Raw genomic sequence first — 18,945 nt, forward strand, 5'->3', positions numbered from 1 at the left:
AAATGCAACCTAATCAACCAAATAGTATCAAAAATAATTTGTTCAGAGTAACTGCTGTGGTTATTACGTTATGCTATATTTTGGGACCTGCAGAATTACCAATAAGCAAAATTTTACATAACCTATCTCATCATTTACAAGCACCAAGTTATGTGCTTCAACATGATTTTGAAGGCAACCACATCGCTGTCAATAAGCTGCATATTGTAGAAAATAAAAATAGCTTTAGCAGCAATCATCAGCATAATGTTATTGATTTTATAGATGAGGTATTGAATAATTCTTCAAATGAAGATAAAAACCATCAAGGCGAGTCAATTTTAGATTTAAAAATTAATAAGCACATTACTTCTAATAAATACATTTTGGTATTTCAGAATAACAACGAAAAGGAGCCTTCAATTTATCAAAATAAATCAATGATTTTTAAAAGTAGGTATCTCGATCAACTCTACAAACCACCTATAGTTTAACAGCTTCATTATTTAAGTTTTTCAAATTACCTATGCGATATGGGAAGTGTTTCTATGCTTTAAATAGAAATATTTATTTGATAAAACATTTTACTGATTAAACTTTTAAAAAATAAACTATGAAACAAATTATACTAAGTTTTGTGCTTTTAGCACTGTGCAATACCGTTTTTGCCCATGAAATAAACGGAACGATTACCAACGAAAATAATAAACCAATAGAAGGTGTAAATATTTATAATCAAAATACAGGAGGTTACGCCTATACCAATGTCTCAGGATATTATGAATTAGATGATATTTCAGAAGGCGATGTCATCATCATTAGTGGGTTGGGTTATGAAAAACAAGAACTCATTATTTTAAATAGCCAATTAGACGGTACTATTAATATTGTATTACAAATTTCATCTGTGTCATTAGACCAAGTAGTATTGGTGTCTAAAGCTAATGTTTTGAGCCAGTTTGCTAATGTTGAAATTAAAACAAATCCTATAAAATCTGCACAAGAAATTTTAAGAAAGATACCAGGCTTAATTATTGGTCAACATGCAGGTGGAGGAAAAGCAGAGCAAATATTCTTACGAGGATTCGATATAGACCATGGTACAGATATAGCAATTAGTACAGATGGAATACCTGTTAATTTACCTTCGCATGCACATGGACAAGGTTACGCAGATTTACACTTTGTAATTCCAGAGATTATAGATAATATCGATTTTGGTAAAGGGCCATATTATGCAGACAAAGGGAATTTTAATACTGCAGGTTACATTGAATTAAATACTAAGAAATCTATTGAAGACAATCTTATAAAAATAGAAGCAGGAGATTTTAATACCTTAAGATCAGTTAACTTATTTAAAATCTCAGAAAGCAAACATAGTAGTGCATTTATTGCTTCTGAATTAGTTTTAACCGATGGTGTATTTGATTCACCACAGAATTTTAATCGTTTAAATATTTTAGGACGTTATAATTTTAATAATTACGAAGATGAAGAACTAACATTATCTTTTTCACATTTTCAAAGTCGATGGGATGCTTCAGGGCAAATACCAACCAGAGCTGTGGAACAAGGAATCATTGGACGTTTTGGTGCTATTGATGATACTGAAGGCGGTAATACGAGTAGATCTAACATTTGGGTAAATCATACAAAGCAGTTAGATGAGCACCAACGTATAAAGTCTAAAGCGTTTATATCTAAATACGACTTTGAGTTATACTCTAATTTTACATTCTTTTTAGAAGATCCTATTAATGGAGATCAAATTAAGCAAAAAGAAAACAGAACAATTATTGGTGCAGAAAGTGTTTACAATCGTACATTTCATATAGAAGATCACGACATTCAATTAAGTTTTGATGCAGGTGTTGGTTTTAGATACGATGATGTAAATGATGTAGAATTATCCAGAACAAAAAATCGTAAGGAAACTTTAGAAAGAATTGCCTTTGGTGATATAGATGAATTAAATGGGTATACTTTTTTAAGTGGTAATTTTAAATCTAAAAAGTGGACATTAAATCCAGGTCTAAGATTAGATTATTTTAAATTTAATTATGTAAATTTTCTAACTGATAATTATGAAACTTTAGGAGAATCTGATGTTATTGTTAGTCCTAAATTCAATACTATTTTTGCGGCATCTAAAGATTTACAATTATTTGCAAAATTAGGTTACGGTTTTCACTCAAACGATGCTCGTGTAGTTACAGCAAACACAGGAGAGGAAACGCTTCCGCATGCATTCGGTGCAGATCTTGGTGCTATTTTTAAGCCAGCAGACCGTTTGGTGTTAAATACATCACTGTGGTATTTATTGTCTGAGCAAGAATTTGTTTACGTCGGTGATGCAGGTGTTGTTGAACCTAGTGGAGAATCTAAACGTTATGGAATTGATTTTGGTTTCCGTTATCAAGTTACGGATTGGTTATTTTTAAATAGTGATATCAATTATACAATAGCAAGAAGTACTGAAGAATTAGATGGCCAAGATTACATTCCCTTAGCGCCAGATTTTACATCTACAGGTGCATTGACTGTAAACAATTTAAATGGGTTTTCTGGTAGTTTAAGCTATAGATTTGTAGATGATAGACCAGCAAATGAAGATAATTCTATTGTTGCAGATGGTTATTTTGTAACGGATTTTAATATTAATTATAACCTAACAAAAAGCTTAGTAATTGGAGTAGCAGTAGAAAACCTATTCGATGTAGAATGGAATGAAACGCAGTTTGCTACAGAAACCAGATTATTTAATGAAACGGAATCTGTTGAAGAAATTACATATACACCAGGAACACCGTTTTTCTTAAGAGGTAAAATTTCATTTACTTTTTAATAGAATAAAAAAATGGTAATTATAAAAGGGTAGACTTAGTCTATCCTTTTTTTATTTTTTAATCTAGTTTAAGTTGTTTTTATTGCTCTATTGCGTATTCTTAAATAAGATCTTTTAAAAAGAATCAAGGTTCAAGAAAAAAATATTTGTTTTAATAAGATAAAGCTTATATTTCGTTTAGATATGAAAAGTAAAATTATAGATAATATAAATATTTGGCTCCTCCTTATTTCATTTATAGTGGCTATATATTTACCCTTTGAACTTTTTTTATTTTCGTATGCATTTCTAGGGCCATTGCATTATTTAACTGAAATCAATTGGTTAGATGATAAAAGATATTTTATAAAGTCTAAGTCTCAAGGTTATAAAATATTCATAGTTTTTGCTATCATTATTGCAATTTATCCACTTATAAAATATCTAGAATTAACAGTTACAGGAAATTTAAAAACCGTAGTTGAGTTTCTGGGTTCTCAGAAAAATATAATTTTAATCTCAGGTTTTGTTTTTTCTATTAGTCTTATATTTTTCACAAAGCTGAAGCACATTTTATTGGCCTTTTGCTTTAGTGTTTTATTCTCAATAATCAGTGATTATTATATACCCAAGATTATAATAATTCTCGCTGTTTTCTTGCCAACATTGTTACATGTTTATGTGTTTACGTTGCTTTTTATGATTTACGGACAGTTAAAAACTAAAAACAAAGCAGGCATAGTTAGTATTATATTTTTAAGTATTGCGCCAATTGTAATTCTATTTTTAAATGTAAATCCTGAAAATTATGTGATTTCAGATTTTGTAAAAAGCACCTTTACAAGTAGCGGATTTGTATCTGTAAATAATAGTATAGCAAGTTTATTTGGCGATAGTTATAATTACAAATTAATCTCTGTAATTGGTGTGAAAATTCAAATTTTCATAGCATTTGCATATACATATCATTATTTAAATTGGTTTTCTAAAACGTCAATTATAGGTTGGAAATCAAGTATAACAAGTACAAGGATGAAATACATTGTGTTCTTTTGGATAGCGTCAGTTGGTCTATATCTGTACGACTATGTAACAGGTTTAATAGCCTTGTTTTTTCTTAGTTTACTACATGTGGTTTTGGAGTTTCCTTTGAACCTAACTACGATAAGGGAAATTGTTTTAGCAAGTGTACAAAAGATTAAAAAACCAAACTAAAAACAGAGCCTTCGCCTTCTATACTTTTTACAATAATTCTGCCTTTATGAAGTAGCATAATCTGCTTACAAAGACTTAAACCTATGCCACTGCCTGTCGTTTTACTTGTAAAGAAAGGAATAAAAATATTTTCTAAAATATCTTGTGGAATACCAGAGCCGTTATCAAAAACTTTAATCACAATATCTCTATTAGGGTTTTGAGAAGCTATAATTTTTATTTCAGGATTTTCAGAATTTTTGCAAGCATCAACAGCGTTTAAAATTAAATTAATCAAAACCTGTTCAATAAGATGTGTGTCAATATCGAGCGCTAATTTTGGAGACGTGATTTTAAATTTTATTTCAATATGTTTCGCTTTTATAGAAGGTTCCATAAGTCGCTGAATATTATCAAATAAGTCTTCGACTTTTACACTTTGTAAATTAAGATGCGTTACTTTGCTTAAACTTCGGTACGTTTTAGCAAATTTTAAAAGCCCTTCACTTCGATTTTTAATCGTTTTTACGCCAGCATTTAAATCTTCTAATTCTAATGAAGCTTCATCAGGTTGTTCTATAGCAAGTTGTAAATTTTTCTGAAGTGTATCTGCTAAGGAAGAAATTGGCGTAATTGAATTCATGATTTCATGGGTCATTACACTTAGTAGTTTTTTCCAAGATTCAGATTCGTTTTTATTTAATGTATTGTCAATATCTTGAATCACAACAAGCTTAAAAGCATCATCTTCAACTTGAAAAACCGTATCTGAAATAAGTATTTTTATACTCTCATTTTGAAGCGCTATAGAAATAGAATCTGGTTCTCTATGATAAGTTTCAAAAATAGTATTGAAAAGTTCTGGTTTTCTGTTCTCAACAAACCTAATATTCTTAAAAGAGGGTATATCTAAGATGTCGCCAAATGAATCATTGCTCCAAAGAACATCGCCAGATTCTAAATTATAAGCTATAATTCCGATATCTACCATTTCTAAAATCTTTTGTAAGTAGACATATTGCGCTTGATTCTGCGAATTGATTTCTTTTATGGTTCTGTTAATCTCATTAAATCCTGTATAAAGAAAACGAATATCTTTAGGACCTCTATCTTCTGGAAACCATCTTGAAAAATCTCGATATTTTACGGCTTCAAAAAAATCATCCATGGCTACAAAACGTCGTTTTACAAATGTGTACGTATTTATGAGTAAATAAAGAATAACAAGACCTGAAACAACAGAATATGCTGTCTCGTTTTTGAAAATAGTGTAAGCTAAAGTTAGAATGGAACCAACAATAAGTGCAATTCTGAAAAACAGTTTAAAGATGTATGTTCTATAATTCATACTTCTCTAATCGTCTATACAATGCAGCTCTAGTGATGCCAAGTTCTTTAGCAGATTTAGAAACGTTGCCTTTATTTTTTTCGAGCACAGTTAATATGGCGTTTTTTTCTATATCATCTAGATTTAAACTTTTGGTTTCAAAATTGGAAGTCGTCGTGGAACGTTCAATAGATGAAAACACTAAATCTTCAGGTTTTAAAATAGTGCCATCCGTCATTATTACGGCACGTTCTAAAACATATTGAAGCTCTCTTACGTTACCTGGAAAGTCATGCTTTTTTAATTTTGAAATAAAGCCAGTATCAAAAGAAAAAGCACTCTTATTATACTTTTCTGCATATAACGACACAAAATGATGTGCTAATTCTGTAATATCAGTACCACGATCTCTTAAAGGTGGAACTATAATATCAACAGTATTAATTCTATAGATTAAATCTTTTCTAAATTTATTTTCATCCGCCAATACTTTTGGGTCAATATTGGTTGCACAAATTAACCTAATATCAATAGGAACTGGCACGTTAGAGCCCAAAGGCGTGACCTGTCTATTTTGTAAAACGGTTAATAGTCTTACTTGTTGATTTAGCGAAATGTTTCCAATTTCATCTAAAAATAGTGTGCCACCATTGGCAGCTTCAAATCGTCCTTTTCTATCTTCTCTAGCGTCCGTAAATGCACCTTTTTTATAACCAAATAATTCACTTTCAAAAAGTGATGCTGTTAATGCGCCCACATCTACTTTAATAAAAGGTTGATTTTTTCTGTTAGAATTATCATGTAATGCTCTAGCAATTAAATCTTTTCCGGTACCATTTTCGCCGAGAACTAAAACATTAGCATCTGTAGGAGCTACTTTTTTTAGTTTAACAAAAACATCATCCATTACATCGCTGTCTCCAATGATTTCGACAGAATTAGAGCTGAGTTGTTCTTTTTTAGAACTGGTAGATTTTTTTTTGCTTAATATAGTCGTAATGGTGTCTACAATCTTTTCATTTTTCCAAGGCTTCATTAAAAAGTCTGAAGCACCTTCTTTTAATCCGCGTATAGCTAAATCAATATCAGCATAAGCTGTCATTAAAATTACAGAAGTTTCAGGTTTTTGTTTTTTGATTTTGTTTAACCAAAATATGCCTTCATTACCAGTATTAACTAGACCATTAAAATTCATGTCTAATATGATAATGTCATATGTGGTACGTTCAATTTGCGACGTAATATTACTAGGATTCTTTTCTGTTACCACTTCTTTAACCAGTGGTTTTAGTAATAAACGTAGTGCTGTTAAGACATCAACATCATCATCTATAACTAATATTGTAGCGTTTTTTAATACCATCCTTACAATATTACGATTTTATCTTCGGCTTATAAAAATTACAAAACCTAAATTTTTCTTCAGTTAAAAAGTGTGCATTTCCGAACATAAAGTGTATCAAAAACGGACACTTATTAATTTTTAAAATTATTTAAATTATTGATTTTCAATTGGTTGTTGTTTTGGCATCATCTTCACTATATAAAGAGTATAAATCAAAAATTAACAATGGACGTTCCAATACAAAAGAAAAAATTTTCAAATCAAAAGTTAGGACTCATTCTAGGAGTTATAGCAATTATAGCCTTAATAGTATATGTTATTTATCAAACTTCAGGCGGTTCAAAATTAAATGTAAATAAGGAACGAATTTCAATAAATACAGTTACTAATGATGTGTTTCAAGAAAATATTCCTGTAAATGGTATAGTGCTTCCTATCACTACAATCTACTTAGATGCTTTAGAAGGTGGACGTGTTGAAGAGAAGTTTGTTGAAGATGGAGCAATGCTAAAAAAAGGTGAGCCTATTTTGCGTTTATCTAATACAGATTTAGAATTGACTTTAGTTAACCAAGAAACTTCAGTGTATAATCTGTTAACGCAAATGCAAATTTCGCAAAATGCAGCACGCCAAAATACCATTAATAGACAAAATCAATTTACTGATGTTGAAAATAGTTTGATTGAAGCTGAGCGAGTTTATAATTTAAACAAGCGTTTGTATGATAAAGGTGCTATTGGTAGAATGGATTATGAGTCTTCAGAGAATAATTATAAGTATCAAAAAGAACGTATGAAACTAGCAAAACAAGTTTTATCTGAGGATACCATTTCATCGCAATTAGAAGTAAACCAAGCAAAAAACTCGTATGCTAGAACACAAAGTGCTTTAGAATTAATGAGGAAAAAAGTAGGCGATTTGGTGGTACGCGCTCCAATTGATGGACAGTTAACATCATTAGATGCAGAAATTGGTCAATCTATAACAAAGGGCACACGATTAGGACAAGTAGATGTTACTAGCGCATTTAAGGTAAGAGTAGATATTGATGAGCATTATATATCTCGAATTTATAATGGTCAAACAGGCACATTTACCTTAAATAATAAAACCTACACATTAACCATTAAAAAAGTATTTACTCAAGTAACCAATGGACGTTTTCAGGTTGATATGAAATTTGAAGGTGATGTGCCAGAAGGCATTAGAAGAGGTCAAAACCTACAGATAAGAGTTGCACTAAGCGCAGAAAAAGAAGCTTTGCTGGTTGCTAAAGGAGGGTTTTTTCAGAAAACAGGTGGAAACTGGATTTTTAAAGTCAGTGAAGATGGCACTACTGCTTATAAAGTGTCAATAAGATTAGGCAGCCAAAACACAGAATATTATGAAGTGTTAGAAGGTTTAAATCCAGGAGATAAGGTGGTAACGTCGAGTTATGATTCTTTTGGAGATACAGAAGAATTGATTTTGAAGTAATATTATTCGAATAGTTTGTACCCTTCTGGCGACTTTAGGTGTGTTTTCAAACTTATTAATATATAAATAAAAGCTAACTAAAAACAGATTCCTGCCTTCGTAGGAATAACAAAAAAGAATAAAATGATACAGATTAAAGACTTAGAGAAATTTTATAAAACGGAAGAAGTCCAAACCATTGCATTAAATAAGTTGTCATTTGGTGTAAAGGAAGGCGAGTTTGTAGCCATAATGGGACCATCTGGTTGTGGTAAATCTACTTTACTAAATATACTTGGATTACTCGATGATCCTGATGGTGGAAGTTTTGTGTTCAATGGAACTGAAGTTGCAGGTTATAACGAACGTAAAAGGTCTGAACTTAGAAAGCACAATATTGGTTTTGTTTTTCAAAGTTTTAATCTTATTGATGAGCTTACGGTTTTCGAGAACGTAGAGTTGCCATTGATTTATACAGGTGTAAAACCAGCAGAACGCAAAAAACAAGTCGAAGCGGTTTTAGAAAAAATGCAAATAATGCATCGTAGAAATCACTTTCCACAACAATTATCTGGTGGTCAACAACAACGCGTCGCTGTAGCTAGAGCTGTAGTTAATAAACCAAAATTAATCCTTGCCGATGAGCCAACTGGTAACTTAGATAGCACTAATGGTAATGAAGTTATGGATTTGTTAATAGATCTAAACGAAGCAGGTACAACTATAATTATGGTTACACACAGTGAGCATGATGCCAAATATAGCCATCGTATTATTAGAATGTTAGATGGACAAAAAGTGACAGAAAATGTTTTAGCATAATAAAATTCATCAATCAAGAAACGAACGATCAATCAATCAATCAATCAATCAGGTGGAAAGCACTTCAGTATAACACGTAACCAACCAAAAAATCAATCAACGATACTGAAGTGTTGAAACCAAACCAGCCTACTGGCAGGCAAGTCAATCAAATCAAACAGATGTTGAAATCTATTCAACACAAAGCGAACAGTAATTACTAGAACTTATGCTTAAAAATTATTTCAAAATAGCATTCAGAAACCTTATTAAAAATAAGGTGTATTCATTCATTAATATATTCGGTTTAGCCATTGGTATGGCTGCGACAATATTAATTGGATTGTGGGTTGCAGATGAGCTTACTTACGATGATCATTTTAGTAATAAAGCAACTATAGCTCAGGTTTTTCAAAGCCAAACAATGAACAATAATATTGGTACAAGTCCTGCAATTCCTAGACCATTAGAGTTTGCGTTACGTCAAGATTATGCTGATAATTTTAAGCATATTGTTATGGCATCTTGGGAGCAACCACGTTATCTAAAATATGGGGAAACCAATATTTATAGAAAAGGAAATGCAATGCAAGAAGGAGCACCAGACCTTTTAGACTTAGAAATTATTGCAGGAGTAAAAAACGGACTTAAAGAGAAGAACGCAATTATGCTGTCAGAATCTGCTGCAAAGTCGCTATTTGGAAACGTAACTGCACTAGGTAAAATCATTACAGTAAATAATGAGCATGAATTGGAAGTAACAGCTATTTACAAGGATATTCCTATTAATAACTCTTTCAACGAAATGGAATATATTATTCCATGGAAACATTATGTGACGACTCAAGAGTGGTTAGAGCGGTCAAAAGAATCTTGGGACAATAATTCATTTCAATTATTTGTTCAGATTAATGAGAATATTACAATGGATGCTGTGACGGCAAAAATTATTAATGTAAAAAAGAAGGCATCGCCAACTACTGCAGAGTTTAACCCACAGTTATTTCTATTGCCAATGAAAGATTGGTATTTAAGAAGTGATTTTGAAAACGGCTTACAATCAGGAGGACGTATTGAAAACGTATGGCTTTTTGGTATAATTGGTTTGTTTGTTTTGTTACTAGCATGTATCAATTTTGTAAATCTAAGTACAGCACGTTCTGAAAAAAGAGCTACCGAAGTAGGTATTAGAAAAGCGATTGGTTCGCAACGTGGTCAGCTAATTTTTCAATTTCTAAGCGAGTCTTTTTTAATTGTGATATTATCGTTTATAGTTGCGCTTGGTATTGTGATGTTGTTTTTAAATGGATTTAACAATTTGGCGAGTAAAGCAATTGTATTTCCTTGGAGCAATTTACAGTTTTGGCTATTATCAATTGTATTTATAGTAGTTACTGCTTTTTTAGCTGGAAGTTATCCTGCCTTATACTTGTCATCATTCAACCCAGTTACTGTATTAAAAGGCACCTTTAAAGCTGGTCGCTTTGCGTCTTTACCTCGTAAGGTTTTGGTTGTTGCTCAATTTACAATTTCGGCAGCATTAATAATAGGTACGCTTGTGGTTATGAATCAAATTCAATTTAGTAAGGATAGACCAGTTGGTTATAATAAGAATGGATTAATTCAAATTCCTGTAATGAGTAATCAATTCATTGGTAAAAAGGATCTTTTACGTGAGCAGTTTATTGCGTCAGGTGGTGCGACTGAAATGGCAGGCACAAGTGGACCAATGACGGAAGTTTGGTCTAATAGATCTGGATATACTTGGGAAGGTAAACCTGCTGGTTTTCAAGAAGATTTAGCATTTACATCAGTTTCATACGAGTTTGTAGAAACTTTAGGGCTAAATGTAACTGAAGGTCGTGGATTTTCTAGGGAGTTTGCAACAGATTCTAATGCTGTAATTCTTAATGAAACGGCTGTAAAATATATGGGAATTAAAAACCCAATTGGAAAATACATCAGAGATTCTGATACCGAAGATCCTAGTCCTCCTTTAAAAATTGTAGGTGTAGTTGAAGATATGATCATACAATCGCCATATAGCGCAGTAAAACAAGCAATGTACGTTTTTGATAGTGATGCTAATGTAGCTTATTATAATGTAAGACTCAACCCTAAAAAAAGCACAAGTCAAAATTTGATATTAATTGAAAATGTATTTAAAAAGAATTTTCCAAACACACCATTCGATTATCAGTTTGTAGATGAAGAGTATGGTGCAAAATTTAAATCTGAAGAACGCATTGCAAGTTTAGCAAGAGTATTTACAGCCTTAGCAATATTTATAAGCTGTTTAGGTTTGTTTGGATTGGCATCTTTTGTAGCAGAACAGCGTACTAAAGAAATTGGTGTAAGGAAAGTTTTGGGAGCATCGATTAGTCAACTTTGGTTATTGCTATCTAAAGACTTTATTACGCTAGTGGTAATCGCACTATTAATCGCTTCTCCAGTGGCCTATTATATTATGGGACAATGGTTGCAGAAGTTCAGTTATAGAACAACGGTAAGTTGGGATGTGTTTGCTATTGCATGTTTTGGAGCACTAATAATTACATTGATAACAGTAAGTTTTCAAGCTATAAAAGCGGCAACGTCTAATCCTGTAAAATCATTGCGTACAGAATAATCATCAATAATCAATCTTTGCTCAATTAATTTGAGTCAAAAAAACGACAATCATGTTTAAGAATTATTTCAAAATAGCCTTCAGAAATCTTTGGAAGAATAGAACGTTTACTTCGTTAAATCTTGTAGGTCTTACTATAGCTTTTGGCATAGCGATATTATTGGCAATGTATGCTGTGTTTCAATTGTCTTATGATCAATTTCATGAGAATAGTGATCAAATTTATCAGGTTTATTCAGAAGATAGCTCTCCAAATGGCATTGAGTCTAATACGTCAAAATCTGAACCTTTTGCAGCAGCACTTCAAGAAGAAACTGCTGGTGTTGAAAGCATTACGCGTTATAATGGTTCTGGAGTATTATTAAGTTATAAAGACAAACAACTTGGTCTTAGCGCTACTTATGCAGATCCAGATTTTTTTAAGATGTTTAGTTTTCCAATCATTAAAGGAGATAAGGAAAATCCAATAACATCTGAAACCTCTGTTGCAATTACGCAACAAGCTGCACAACGAATTTTTGGGGATGAAAGTGCAATAGGACAAACCGTTACTATTCTAAGAGATGAAGAACAAGTACCATTTACAGTTTCTGCAATAATTGAAGATTTTCCAGAAACGAGTACAATGGGATTTGATGTGGTTTTAAATTTTAAAAGTCAAAATAAACATGCTTATGAACGTTCTATTGGGCGTTGGGATGTTGAGAATCATCAGGTTTATTTACAACTCGCTAAAAATGTAACACCAGAGCAGTTTGAGAAAGGTACAAGAGATTTTACCAATTTGCATTATAAAGAGGAAATCGCAAATGCAAAACGAGATGGTGCACAACCAAATAATAATGGTCTATATAGGCAAATAAAATTGTTGCGATTGGGAGACGTGAGATTTGCCAATTTTAATCAAGGTCCAGTAACCGTTAATCGCACAATGCCTTATTTAGTATTAGGAATTGCTATCTTAATTTTATTCATCGCTTGTGTCAATTTTGTTAATATGAGCATTGCTAAAAGCGACCAAAGATTGCGCGAAATTGGCATGCGTAAAACCTTAGGAGCAAATAATAAGCAGTTGTTTTTTCAGTTTTGGGGAGAGAGTATTTTGGTGTTTTTAATCGCCACAGGTTTAGGGATTGTATTGGCCTTTGTTCTGTTACCAAATTTTCAAACTTTATTTAATACAAGAGCATCATTTGCTACTATATTAAATCCGTCAATGCTAATTTTATTAGTGTTGAGTGTTGTTGCTATCACGCTAGTAGCAGGCGGATATCCTGCAATTTTAATGAGTCGTCTAGGTACATTACAAAGTCTAAAGGGTAAACTAGAGATCAATGGAAAAAATCATTTACGCAATGGTCTAATGGTTTTACAATTTAGCATTGCTATATTACTAATCAGTGGCACTTTAGTCTTGTGGGATCAGGTAGAATTTATGAGAACTAAAGATTTAGGCTTTAATAAAACACAAGTCATTGCTTTTCCACTCAATGGAGAACGAAATGACCAACAAGCGCTTCAACTTTTAAGAAATAGTCTTCAAGATAATGTTAACATTAAAGGTATTACAGCATCCAATAATATTTTAGGTTTAGGTAAAGATGGGTCGCGAACAACAAGTGTTTTGGGCTTTGAGTATCATGGAAGAGGAGTTGAAACACACATGCTCGTTGTGGATGCGGATTATATAGAAACTTTAGATTTGGAAGTAGTTCAAGGTAGAGCGTTCCGAAAAAATTTAGCGAGTGATAGTCTTTCAGTTATCATAAATGAATCGATGGCAAAGCAATTAAACGAAGAAGAAATTTTAACAGCAAAAATAGATTTAGATGATGCTATTTATAACGTTGTTGGTATTATTAAAGATTTTAATTTTCAAGAGCTCGATCAAAATATTGCTCCTATGACTTTGTTTGCACTTCCTAATTGGAACTTAAGAAATGTATATGTTAAGGTTGCACCTCAAAATTTAGAACAATCTTTTAGTGATGTTAAAGCTGCATGGAAAATCATAGAGCCTAACGCAGAATTTCAAGGATCATTTTTGAATGAAAATATAGACCGTACACTGCGAAGCGAACGTACCATGGCAACCATGATTGGTAGTGGTTCAATCTTAGCTATTATTTTGAGTTGCATAGGTCTATTTGCTATGTCATTGCTCATTGTAGCACAAAGACGTAAAGAAATAGGAGTTCGTAAAATTGTTGGAGCAAGCGTGTCCTCAATCACAGTGCTTTTAACTAAAGATTTTTTAAAATTAGTAGGCATTGCTTTTGTCATTGCTACGCCAATTGCATGGTGGGCAATGAGTGAGTGGTTGCAGAATTATCCATATCGTATTCAATTAAGCATTTGGATGTTTTTAACGGTTGGTGGAATAGCAGTTGTTATTGCTATGTTAACCATAGCAACTAAAACAATTAAGGCCGCAACCTCAAACCCTGTAGAATCTCTTAGGGCAGAATAAATATCATTAACCTGTGCTGAATTTATTTCAGTATAAAAAACAATCAACTATGATTAAAAATTATATTAAAATAGCACTGAGAAACTTATACAGACATAAGGGATTTACTTTTCTTAATATTATTGGTCTTGCTATTGGAATGACAGCAGGTTTTTTAGTGTTACTCTATGTAAATTTTGAATTGAGTTATGATACTATGCACTCCAAATCAGATTCTATTTATAGAGTTGTTGCAGATATCGATACTCCTTCTGAAAAAATAGAAGCAGGAATGGCAGCTTGGCCCATTGGTCCTAACATAAACAAGGAATTTCCTGAAATCTTAAACTTTACGAGAGTTAATACTGAAGACTTAACATTTGTTAGAGATGGTAAGAAATTTTTAGAGGAAGATGTTATAGCTGTGGATTCTGCTTTTTTTGAAATATTTGATTTTAAATTTATAAAAGGAAATAAAAAGGAATCTTTGAAAGCTCCTAATAGTTTGGTTATTTCCGAGACTATAGCAACTAAGTATTTTGGAACTGATAATCCTATTGGGCAAAATATTATTCTAGAAAATTTTGATAACCCAGCTATAGTAACAGGAGTCATGGAGGCTATTCCAGAAAACTCTCAAATTCAGGCAGATATATTAATTTCTATGATTACATATACGGCTGCTCCAAGTGAACGAGACGAGCAGTGGGGAAATTACGGACCATCAATTTATATCTTAACGGCTAACGGAACCAATGCTAAAAATTTGGAGGCAAAATTTCCTGATTTTCTCGAGAAGAAAACCGGAGATGAAATGCGTGAATCTAAAATGTTTGTGACGTTATTTTTAGAGCCATTCGAAGATGTTTATTTGAGGTCTGATCGCAGTGGTTATGTTTCTGGTGATATGAATAATGTCTATATATTTTCAATAATTGGTGTTTTTATATTGCTAATAGCTAGTATAAACTTCATCAATTTAACAACTGCTCGTTCTGCAGAAAGAGCCAAGGAAGTTGGAATAAGAAAGGTTGTAGGTGCAGAAAAGAATCAATTAGCATTTCAATTCATTGGAGAATCGATTATCATTTGTCTAGTGGCCTTTGTTGTTGCTGTGGGTTTAACCGTTTTAGGGCTTCCTTACTTTAATGAATTGGCGGGCAAAACTGTTAGTTCAGGTGTTTTTTCAGAACCTATTAACATTTTGTATTTATTTATAATAGCAATTATTATTGGGTCTATTGCGGGAATTTATCCAGCTACTGTTTTATCTTCTTTTAAACCTGTAAGCGTATTAAAAGGTAGTTTTTCAACAGGCACTAAAGGAGTGTTTCTTCGCAAGAGTTTGGTGGTACTTCAATTCACTATTTCTATTTCATTAATTATTGGCACTATTGTAATCTATAATCAGATGCAATTTATGAGAAATCAAGAATTAGGTTTTAATAAAGAGCATATTTTATTACTTCCAACAGAGGCTGGTAGTGGTCAAGAGGCATTAAGAAGTAGTATTGCCAAAATATCAAGCGTAAAGGGAACGTCATTAACCTCTAGTGTACCAGGCTCTGGAAATCCTGCGGCATATTCTGAAATTGAAAACAAACAAGGCGATTTGCAGGTTGCGAATTTAGATTTATACTTTGTTAATGAAGATTATATAGAGCAATTAGGTATGACAATGGCTGCAGGAAGAGCATTTTCTAGAGATTTTCCTTCAGACTCAAGTAAAGCAATGATAATAAATGAAAAAGCAGTATCTCTTTTAGGTTACGCAAACGCTCAGGATGCTATTGGTGCTGATTATCAACAATGGGGAAGTAGTGGAGAAATTATTGGTGTTGTAAAGGATTTTAATTTTAGATCTCTTCAAGAAGAAATTAGTCCAATTACTATGCGATTAGATCCTACAGGGACCAATATAATTACTGTTAAAATAGATGGTAATAATGTTTCTCAAACTTTAGCTTCCATTGAGGAGGTGTGGCAAACGATGAAGCCTAATGATCCTTTTCAATATTATTTTTTGGATGAAGTATTTAATAATCAATATGAAGCGGAAGAACAATTTGGAGATTTGTTTCTAAATTTTGCATTATTAGCAATTTTGATTTCTTGCTTAGGCCTTTTGGGTTTAGCAGCATATAGTACTATGCAGCGTAAACGTGAGATCGGAATTCGAAAAATAGTAGGTGCATCCGTAGGAAGTATAATTAATTTACTTTCAAAAGAATTTATAAAATTAGTAGGCATTGCATTCGTTATATCCACGCCAATAGCCTGGATTTTAATGCATAATTGGTTAGAAGATTTTGCGTATAAAATTAATATAGAATGGTGGATGTTCATTGTAGCAGGATTAGGATCAATTATTATTGCCTTAATCACTGTAAGCTTTCAAGCAATGAAAGCCGCAACATCAAATCCAGTGGAATCGCTCAAGGCGGAATAAAATAATAATAAAATCCATCAATCATGATCAGAAATTATTTCAAAATAGCATGGAGGAATATAATGAAGCACAAAGTGTTTTCTCTTATTAATGTTATTGGTCTTACCATAGGTTTAAGTGCGTCTTTTATTATTGGTTTAATGATTTATTACGATTATACGTTTGATGATTTTCATAAAGATGGCGAACGAATATATCGTGTGGTTACTGAATTTACAGACCCAGAAGAAAAATATTATAATGCAGGCATCACACTGGCTTTAAAAGATGCTATTGAAGATAATTCAAATTTTGAAATTGTAAGTGAATTTTACATTGAACGGCCATCAAAAGCGGTTAATATCCAAAACGACATTACCCTAAAATGGCCAGAATTTGTAATTTTTGCGGACCAAAATTATTTAGATATTTTTCAATATAACTTTTTGGCAGGCAATAAAACCGAAGCACTGAAAAATCCCAACCAGGTTGTATTAACACAGACGCGCGCTGAAGAATATTTCCCAAAACTTTTGCCATCCGAAATTGTTGGTAAAACATTAGTATACAACGATTCTATAAATGTAAAGGTCACAGGTGTAGTAGAAAATTATAAACAACGTACAGATATCGTTTTTAAAGAATTTGTATCACATGCGACCTTACTTCAAACTAATAGAAAAAGAGATATTACTAAGCGCTATTGGTTTAATACAAACTCTAATTCGCAATTGTATGTTAAGTTTAAAGAAAAAGCAGATCTCTCAAGTGTACAAAAACTTTTAGACGATTTGGCACTAGAACATACGGATGAAGACGATATTAAATATGGTGAATCTCGCAAATTTAAATTACAACCACTTAGCGATATTCACTTTAATGAGGATTATGGCACTTACGATTGGGAAAAAGCACAAGCCAGTAAACCGTTATTAAGAAACTTGGCACTTGTAGCACTCTTTTTATTAGTATTGGGTTGTATTAATTTTATTAATCTAAATACGGCACAAGCCTCGCAACGCGCTAAAGAAATTGGTATAAGAAAGACCTTGGGTAGCAGCAGAAAACAACTCATAGTGCAGTTTATGGGCGAAGCTTTTATTTTAGTATTAATCTCTGCAGCGTTGTCCTTATTGCTTTCAAAATGGCTAATCGATGTGTTTTCAGATTTTGTTCCAGATGGTTTAAGTTACCAACTTTTTAAATCGCCAATACTAATTTTTGGTGTGGTTATTTTACTAGTGTTGGTTACATTCTTATCTGGATTTTATCCGGCTTTGGTACTTTCAAAATACAATGCGGTTTCTGTGATGAAAAATCAAATTTCTGCTGCCGAACAAAAAGTTGGTTTGCGTAAATTTTTAACCGTATTTCAATTTGCAATTGCACAAGTTTTTATCATTGCCACATTATTGGTTGGTAAGCAAATAAACTATTTGTTAACTAAGGATATGGGTTTTAAAACTGATGCCATTGTTTCGGTATTTCATCCAAGAGCAGAGCAAGAATTTTCTAAGAAGTTACTGTTCGCTGAAAAGCTGAAAATAATTCCGGAAATTAAACAGGTAAGTATTGGCGGAAAAGGTCCAGCTTCAAATTCAATAAATTCTACAAATGTTACTTACACCAATGGTAAAAATATCGCAAAATCCGAAATGCAATATATTTCTGGTGATTTGAATTATGCTAATTTGTTTGAGCTTCAACTTTTAGATGGACGCCTTTACAGAAACGATACCATTAGAGAGCTAGTAATTAATGAAACTTTATTACATAGCTTAGGATTTTCTAATCCAGCAGAAGCTATTGGGAAACTAGTTGAAACAAATAATAAGCGTATTCCCATTGTTGGTGTTATGGCAGATTTTAACCAACGTTCTTTAAAGTCCGAAATAAAACCGATGGCATTAACTGGTGATTGGTACCGACCAGACTTTAGTTTATATCAGGCTGTGCACGTATCGTTTCATAATGAAACTTCCGAACATTTGAAATCGACATTATCAAAAATCGAAAATGCCTACCAGCAGGTCTATAACGAAACAGATGATTATCGTGTGGAATTTATGGACGATACAATTGCTAAATTCTATAATCGCGAACAAAAAATATCTAAACTTCTCAATTGGTCAACTGGTCTATCTATTTTAATAAGCTGTTTGGGACTTCTGGGTCTGGTAATTTACACGACCAATCGTCGTGTTAAAGAAATTGGAGTTCGTAAAGTTTTAGGCGCGTCACTGTTGCAGATTAATACGCTAATATGCAAAGAGTTTTTAATACTTGTTGCTATTGCTTTTTTTATCGCAGCACCAATTGCCTACTATGGAATTAATAATTGGTTGCAAGATTTTTCATATAAAATAGGTATTAGTTTTTGGGTGTTTTTAGCAAGCGGATTCGCTATGATTTTATTTGCATTAATAGTGATTAGTGCAAAAACGTTGCAAGCTGCAAATGCAAATCCTGTTAATTCTTTACGTTCAGAATAACTGTTCGTTTTTGAACAAG

General features: G+C 32.4%; 11 protein-coding genes. 9 read left to right on the plus strand and 2 right to left on the minus strand.

Annotated elements, in window-relative coordinates:
- The first annotated feature begins 2 nt into the window (after positions 1-2).
- From Q0891_RS14930 to Q0891_RS14940, 3 genes are all read left to right on the plus strand, one after another.
- Positions 3-473, plus strand: coding sequence for a hypothetical protein (locus tag Q0891_RS14930; protein WP_299102888.1), 471 nt, complete (start codon positions 3-5; stop codon positions 471-473).
- 119 nt (positions 474-592) lie between these two features.
- Positions 593-2,827 carry a TonB-dependent receptor gene (locus Q0891_RS14935; protein WP_299102890.1) on the plus strand — a complete coding sequence of 745 codons (2,235 nt, stop codon included), beginning with the start codon at positions 593-595 and terminating at the stop codon, positions 2,825-2,827.
- Positions 2,828-3,010: 183 nt separating this feature from the next.
- The gene (locus tag Q0891_RS14940; protein ID WP_299102892.1) at positions 3,011-4,021 is read left to right on the plus strand and encodes a hypothetical protein; all 1,011 of its coding nucleotides are present in this window, start codon (positions 3,011-3,013) and stop codon (positions 4,019-4,021) included.
- Here the strand turns inward: Q0891_RS14940 and Q0891_RS14945 are convergent.
- Together Q0891_RS14945 and Q0891_RS14950 are read right to left on the minus strand one after the other, a co-directional pair.
- Positions 4,005-5,348 carry a HAMP domain-containing sensor histidine kinase gene (locus Q0891_RS14945; RefSeq protein ID WP_299102894.1) on the minus strand — a complete coding sequence of 448 codons (1,344 nt, stop codon included), beginning with the start codon at positions 5,346-5,348 and terminating at the stop codon, positions 4,005-4,007. The two genes, Q0891_RS14940 and Q0891_RS14945, sit on opposite strands and share 17 nt — an antisense overlap.
- Positions 5,338-6,690, minus strand: a complete 1,353-nt coding sequence (locus Q0891_RS14950) for a sigma-54 dependent transcriptional regulator (RefSeq protein ID WP_299102896.1) — start codon at positions 6,688-6,690, stop codon at positions 5,338-5,340. The genes Q0891_RS14945 and Q0891_RS14950 overlap by 11 nt, the downstream gene beginning before the upstream one ends.
- Before the next feature lie 207 nt (positions 6,691-6,897).
- Between Q0891_RS14950 and Q0891_RS14955 the strand changes: the two genes are divergently transcribed.
- From Q0891_RS14955 to Q0891_RS14980, 6 genes are all read left to right on the plus strand, one after another.
- A complete protein-coding gene (locus tag Q0891_RS14955; RefSeq protein WP_299102898.1) occupies positions 6,898-8,148 on the plus strand; it encodes an efflux RND transporter periplasmic adaptor subunit in 1,251 nt (416 codons plus the stop codon).
- Between the two features lie 123 nt (positions 8,149-8,271).
- Positions 8,272-8,949: an ABC transporter ATP-binding protein gene (locus Q0891_RS14960; protein WP_299102900.1), complete on the plus strand. Its 678-nt coding sequence runs from the start codon at positions 8,272-8,274 to the stop codon at positions 8,947-8,949.
- A 208-nt stretch (positions 8,950-9,157) separates the two neighbouring features.
- Positions 9,158-11,557, plus strand: coding sequence for an ABC transporter permease (locus tag Q0891_RS14965; RefSeq protein ID WP_299102902.1), 2,400 nt, complete (start codon positions 9,158-9,160; stop codon positions 11,555-11,557).
- A 52-nt stretch (positions 11,558-11,609) separates the two neighbouring features.
- Positions 11,610-14,027, plus strand: a complete 2,418-nt coding sequence (locus Q0891_RS14970; protein ID WP_299102904.1) for an ABC transporter permease — start codon at positions 11,610-11,612, stop codon at positions 14,025-14,027.
- Positions 14,028-14,076: 49 nt separating this feature from the next.
- Positions 14,077-16,455: an ABC transporter permease gene (locus tag Q0891_RS14975; protein WP_299102906.1), complete on the plus strand. Its 2,379-nt coding sequence runs from the start codon at positions 14,077-14,079 to the stop codon at positions 16,453-16,455.
- Between the two features lie 23 nt (positions 16,456-16,478).
- The gene (locus Q0891_RS14980) at positions 16,479-18,926 is read left to right on the plus strand and encodes an ABC transporter permease (RefSeq protein ID WP_299102908.1); all 2,448 of its coding nucleotides are present in this window, start codon (positions 16,479-16,481) and stop codon (positions 18,924-18,926) included.
- Positions 18,927-18,945 lie beyond the last annotated feature (19 nt).

The organism is uncultured Winogradskyella sp., assembly GCF_947498005.1.
Lineage (GTDB): Bacteria > Bacteroidota > Bacteroidia > Flavobacteriales > Flavobacteriaceae > Winogradskyella.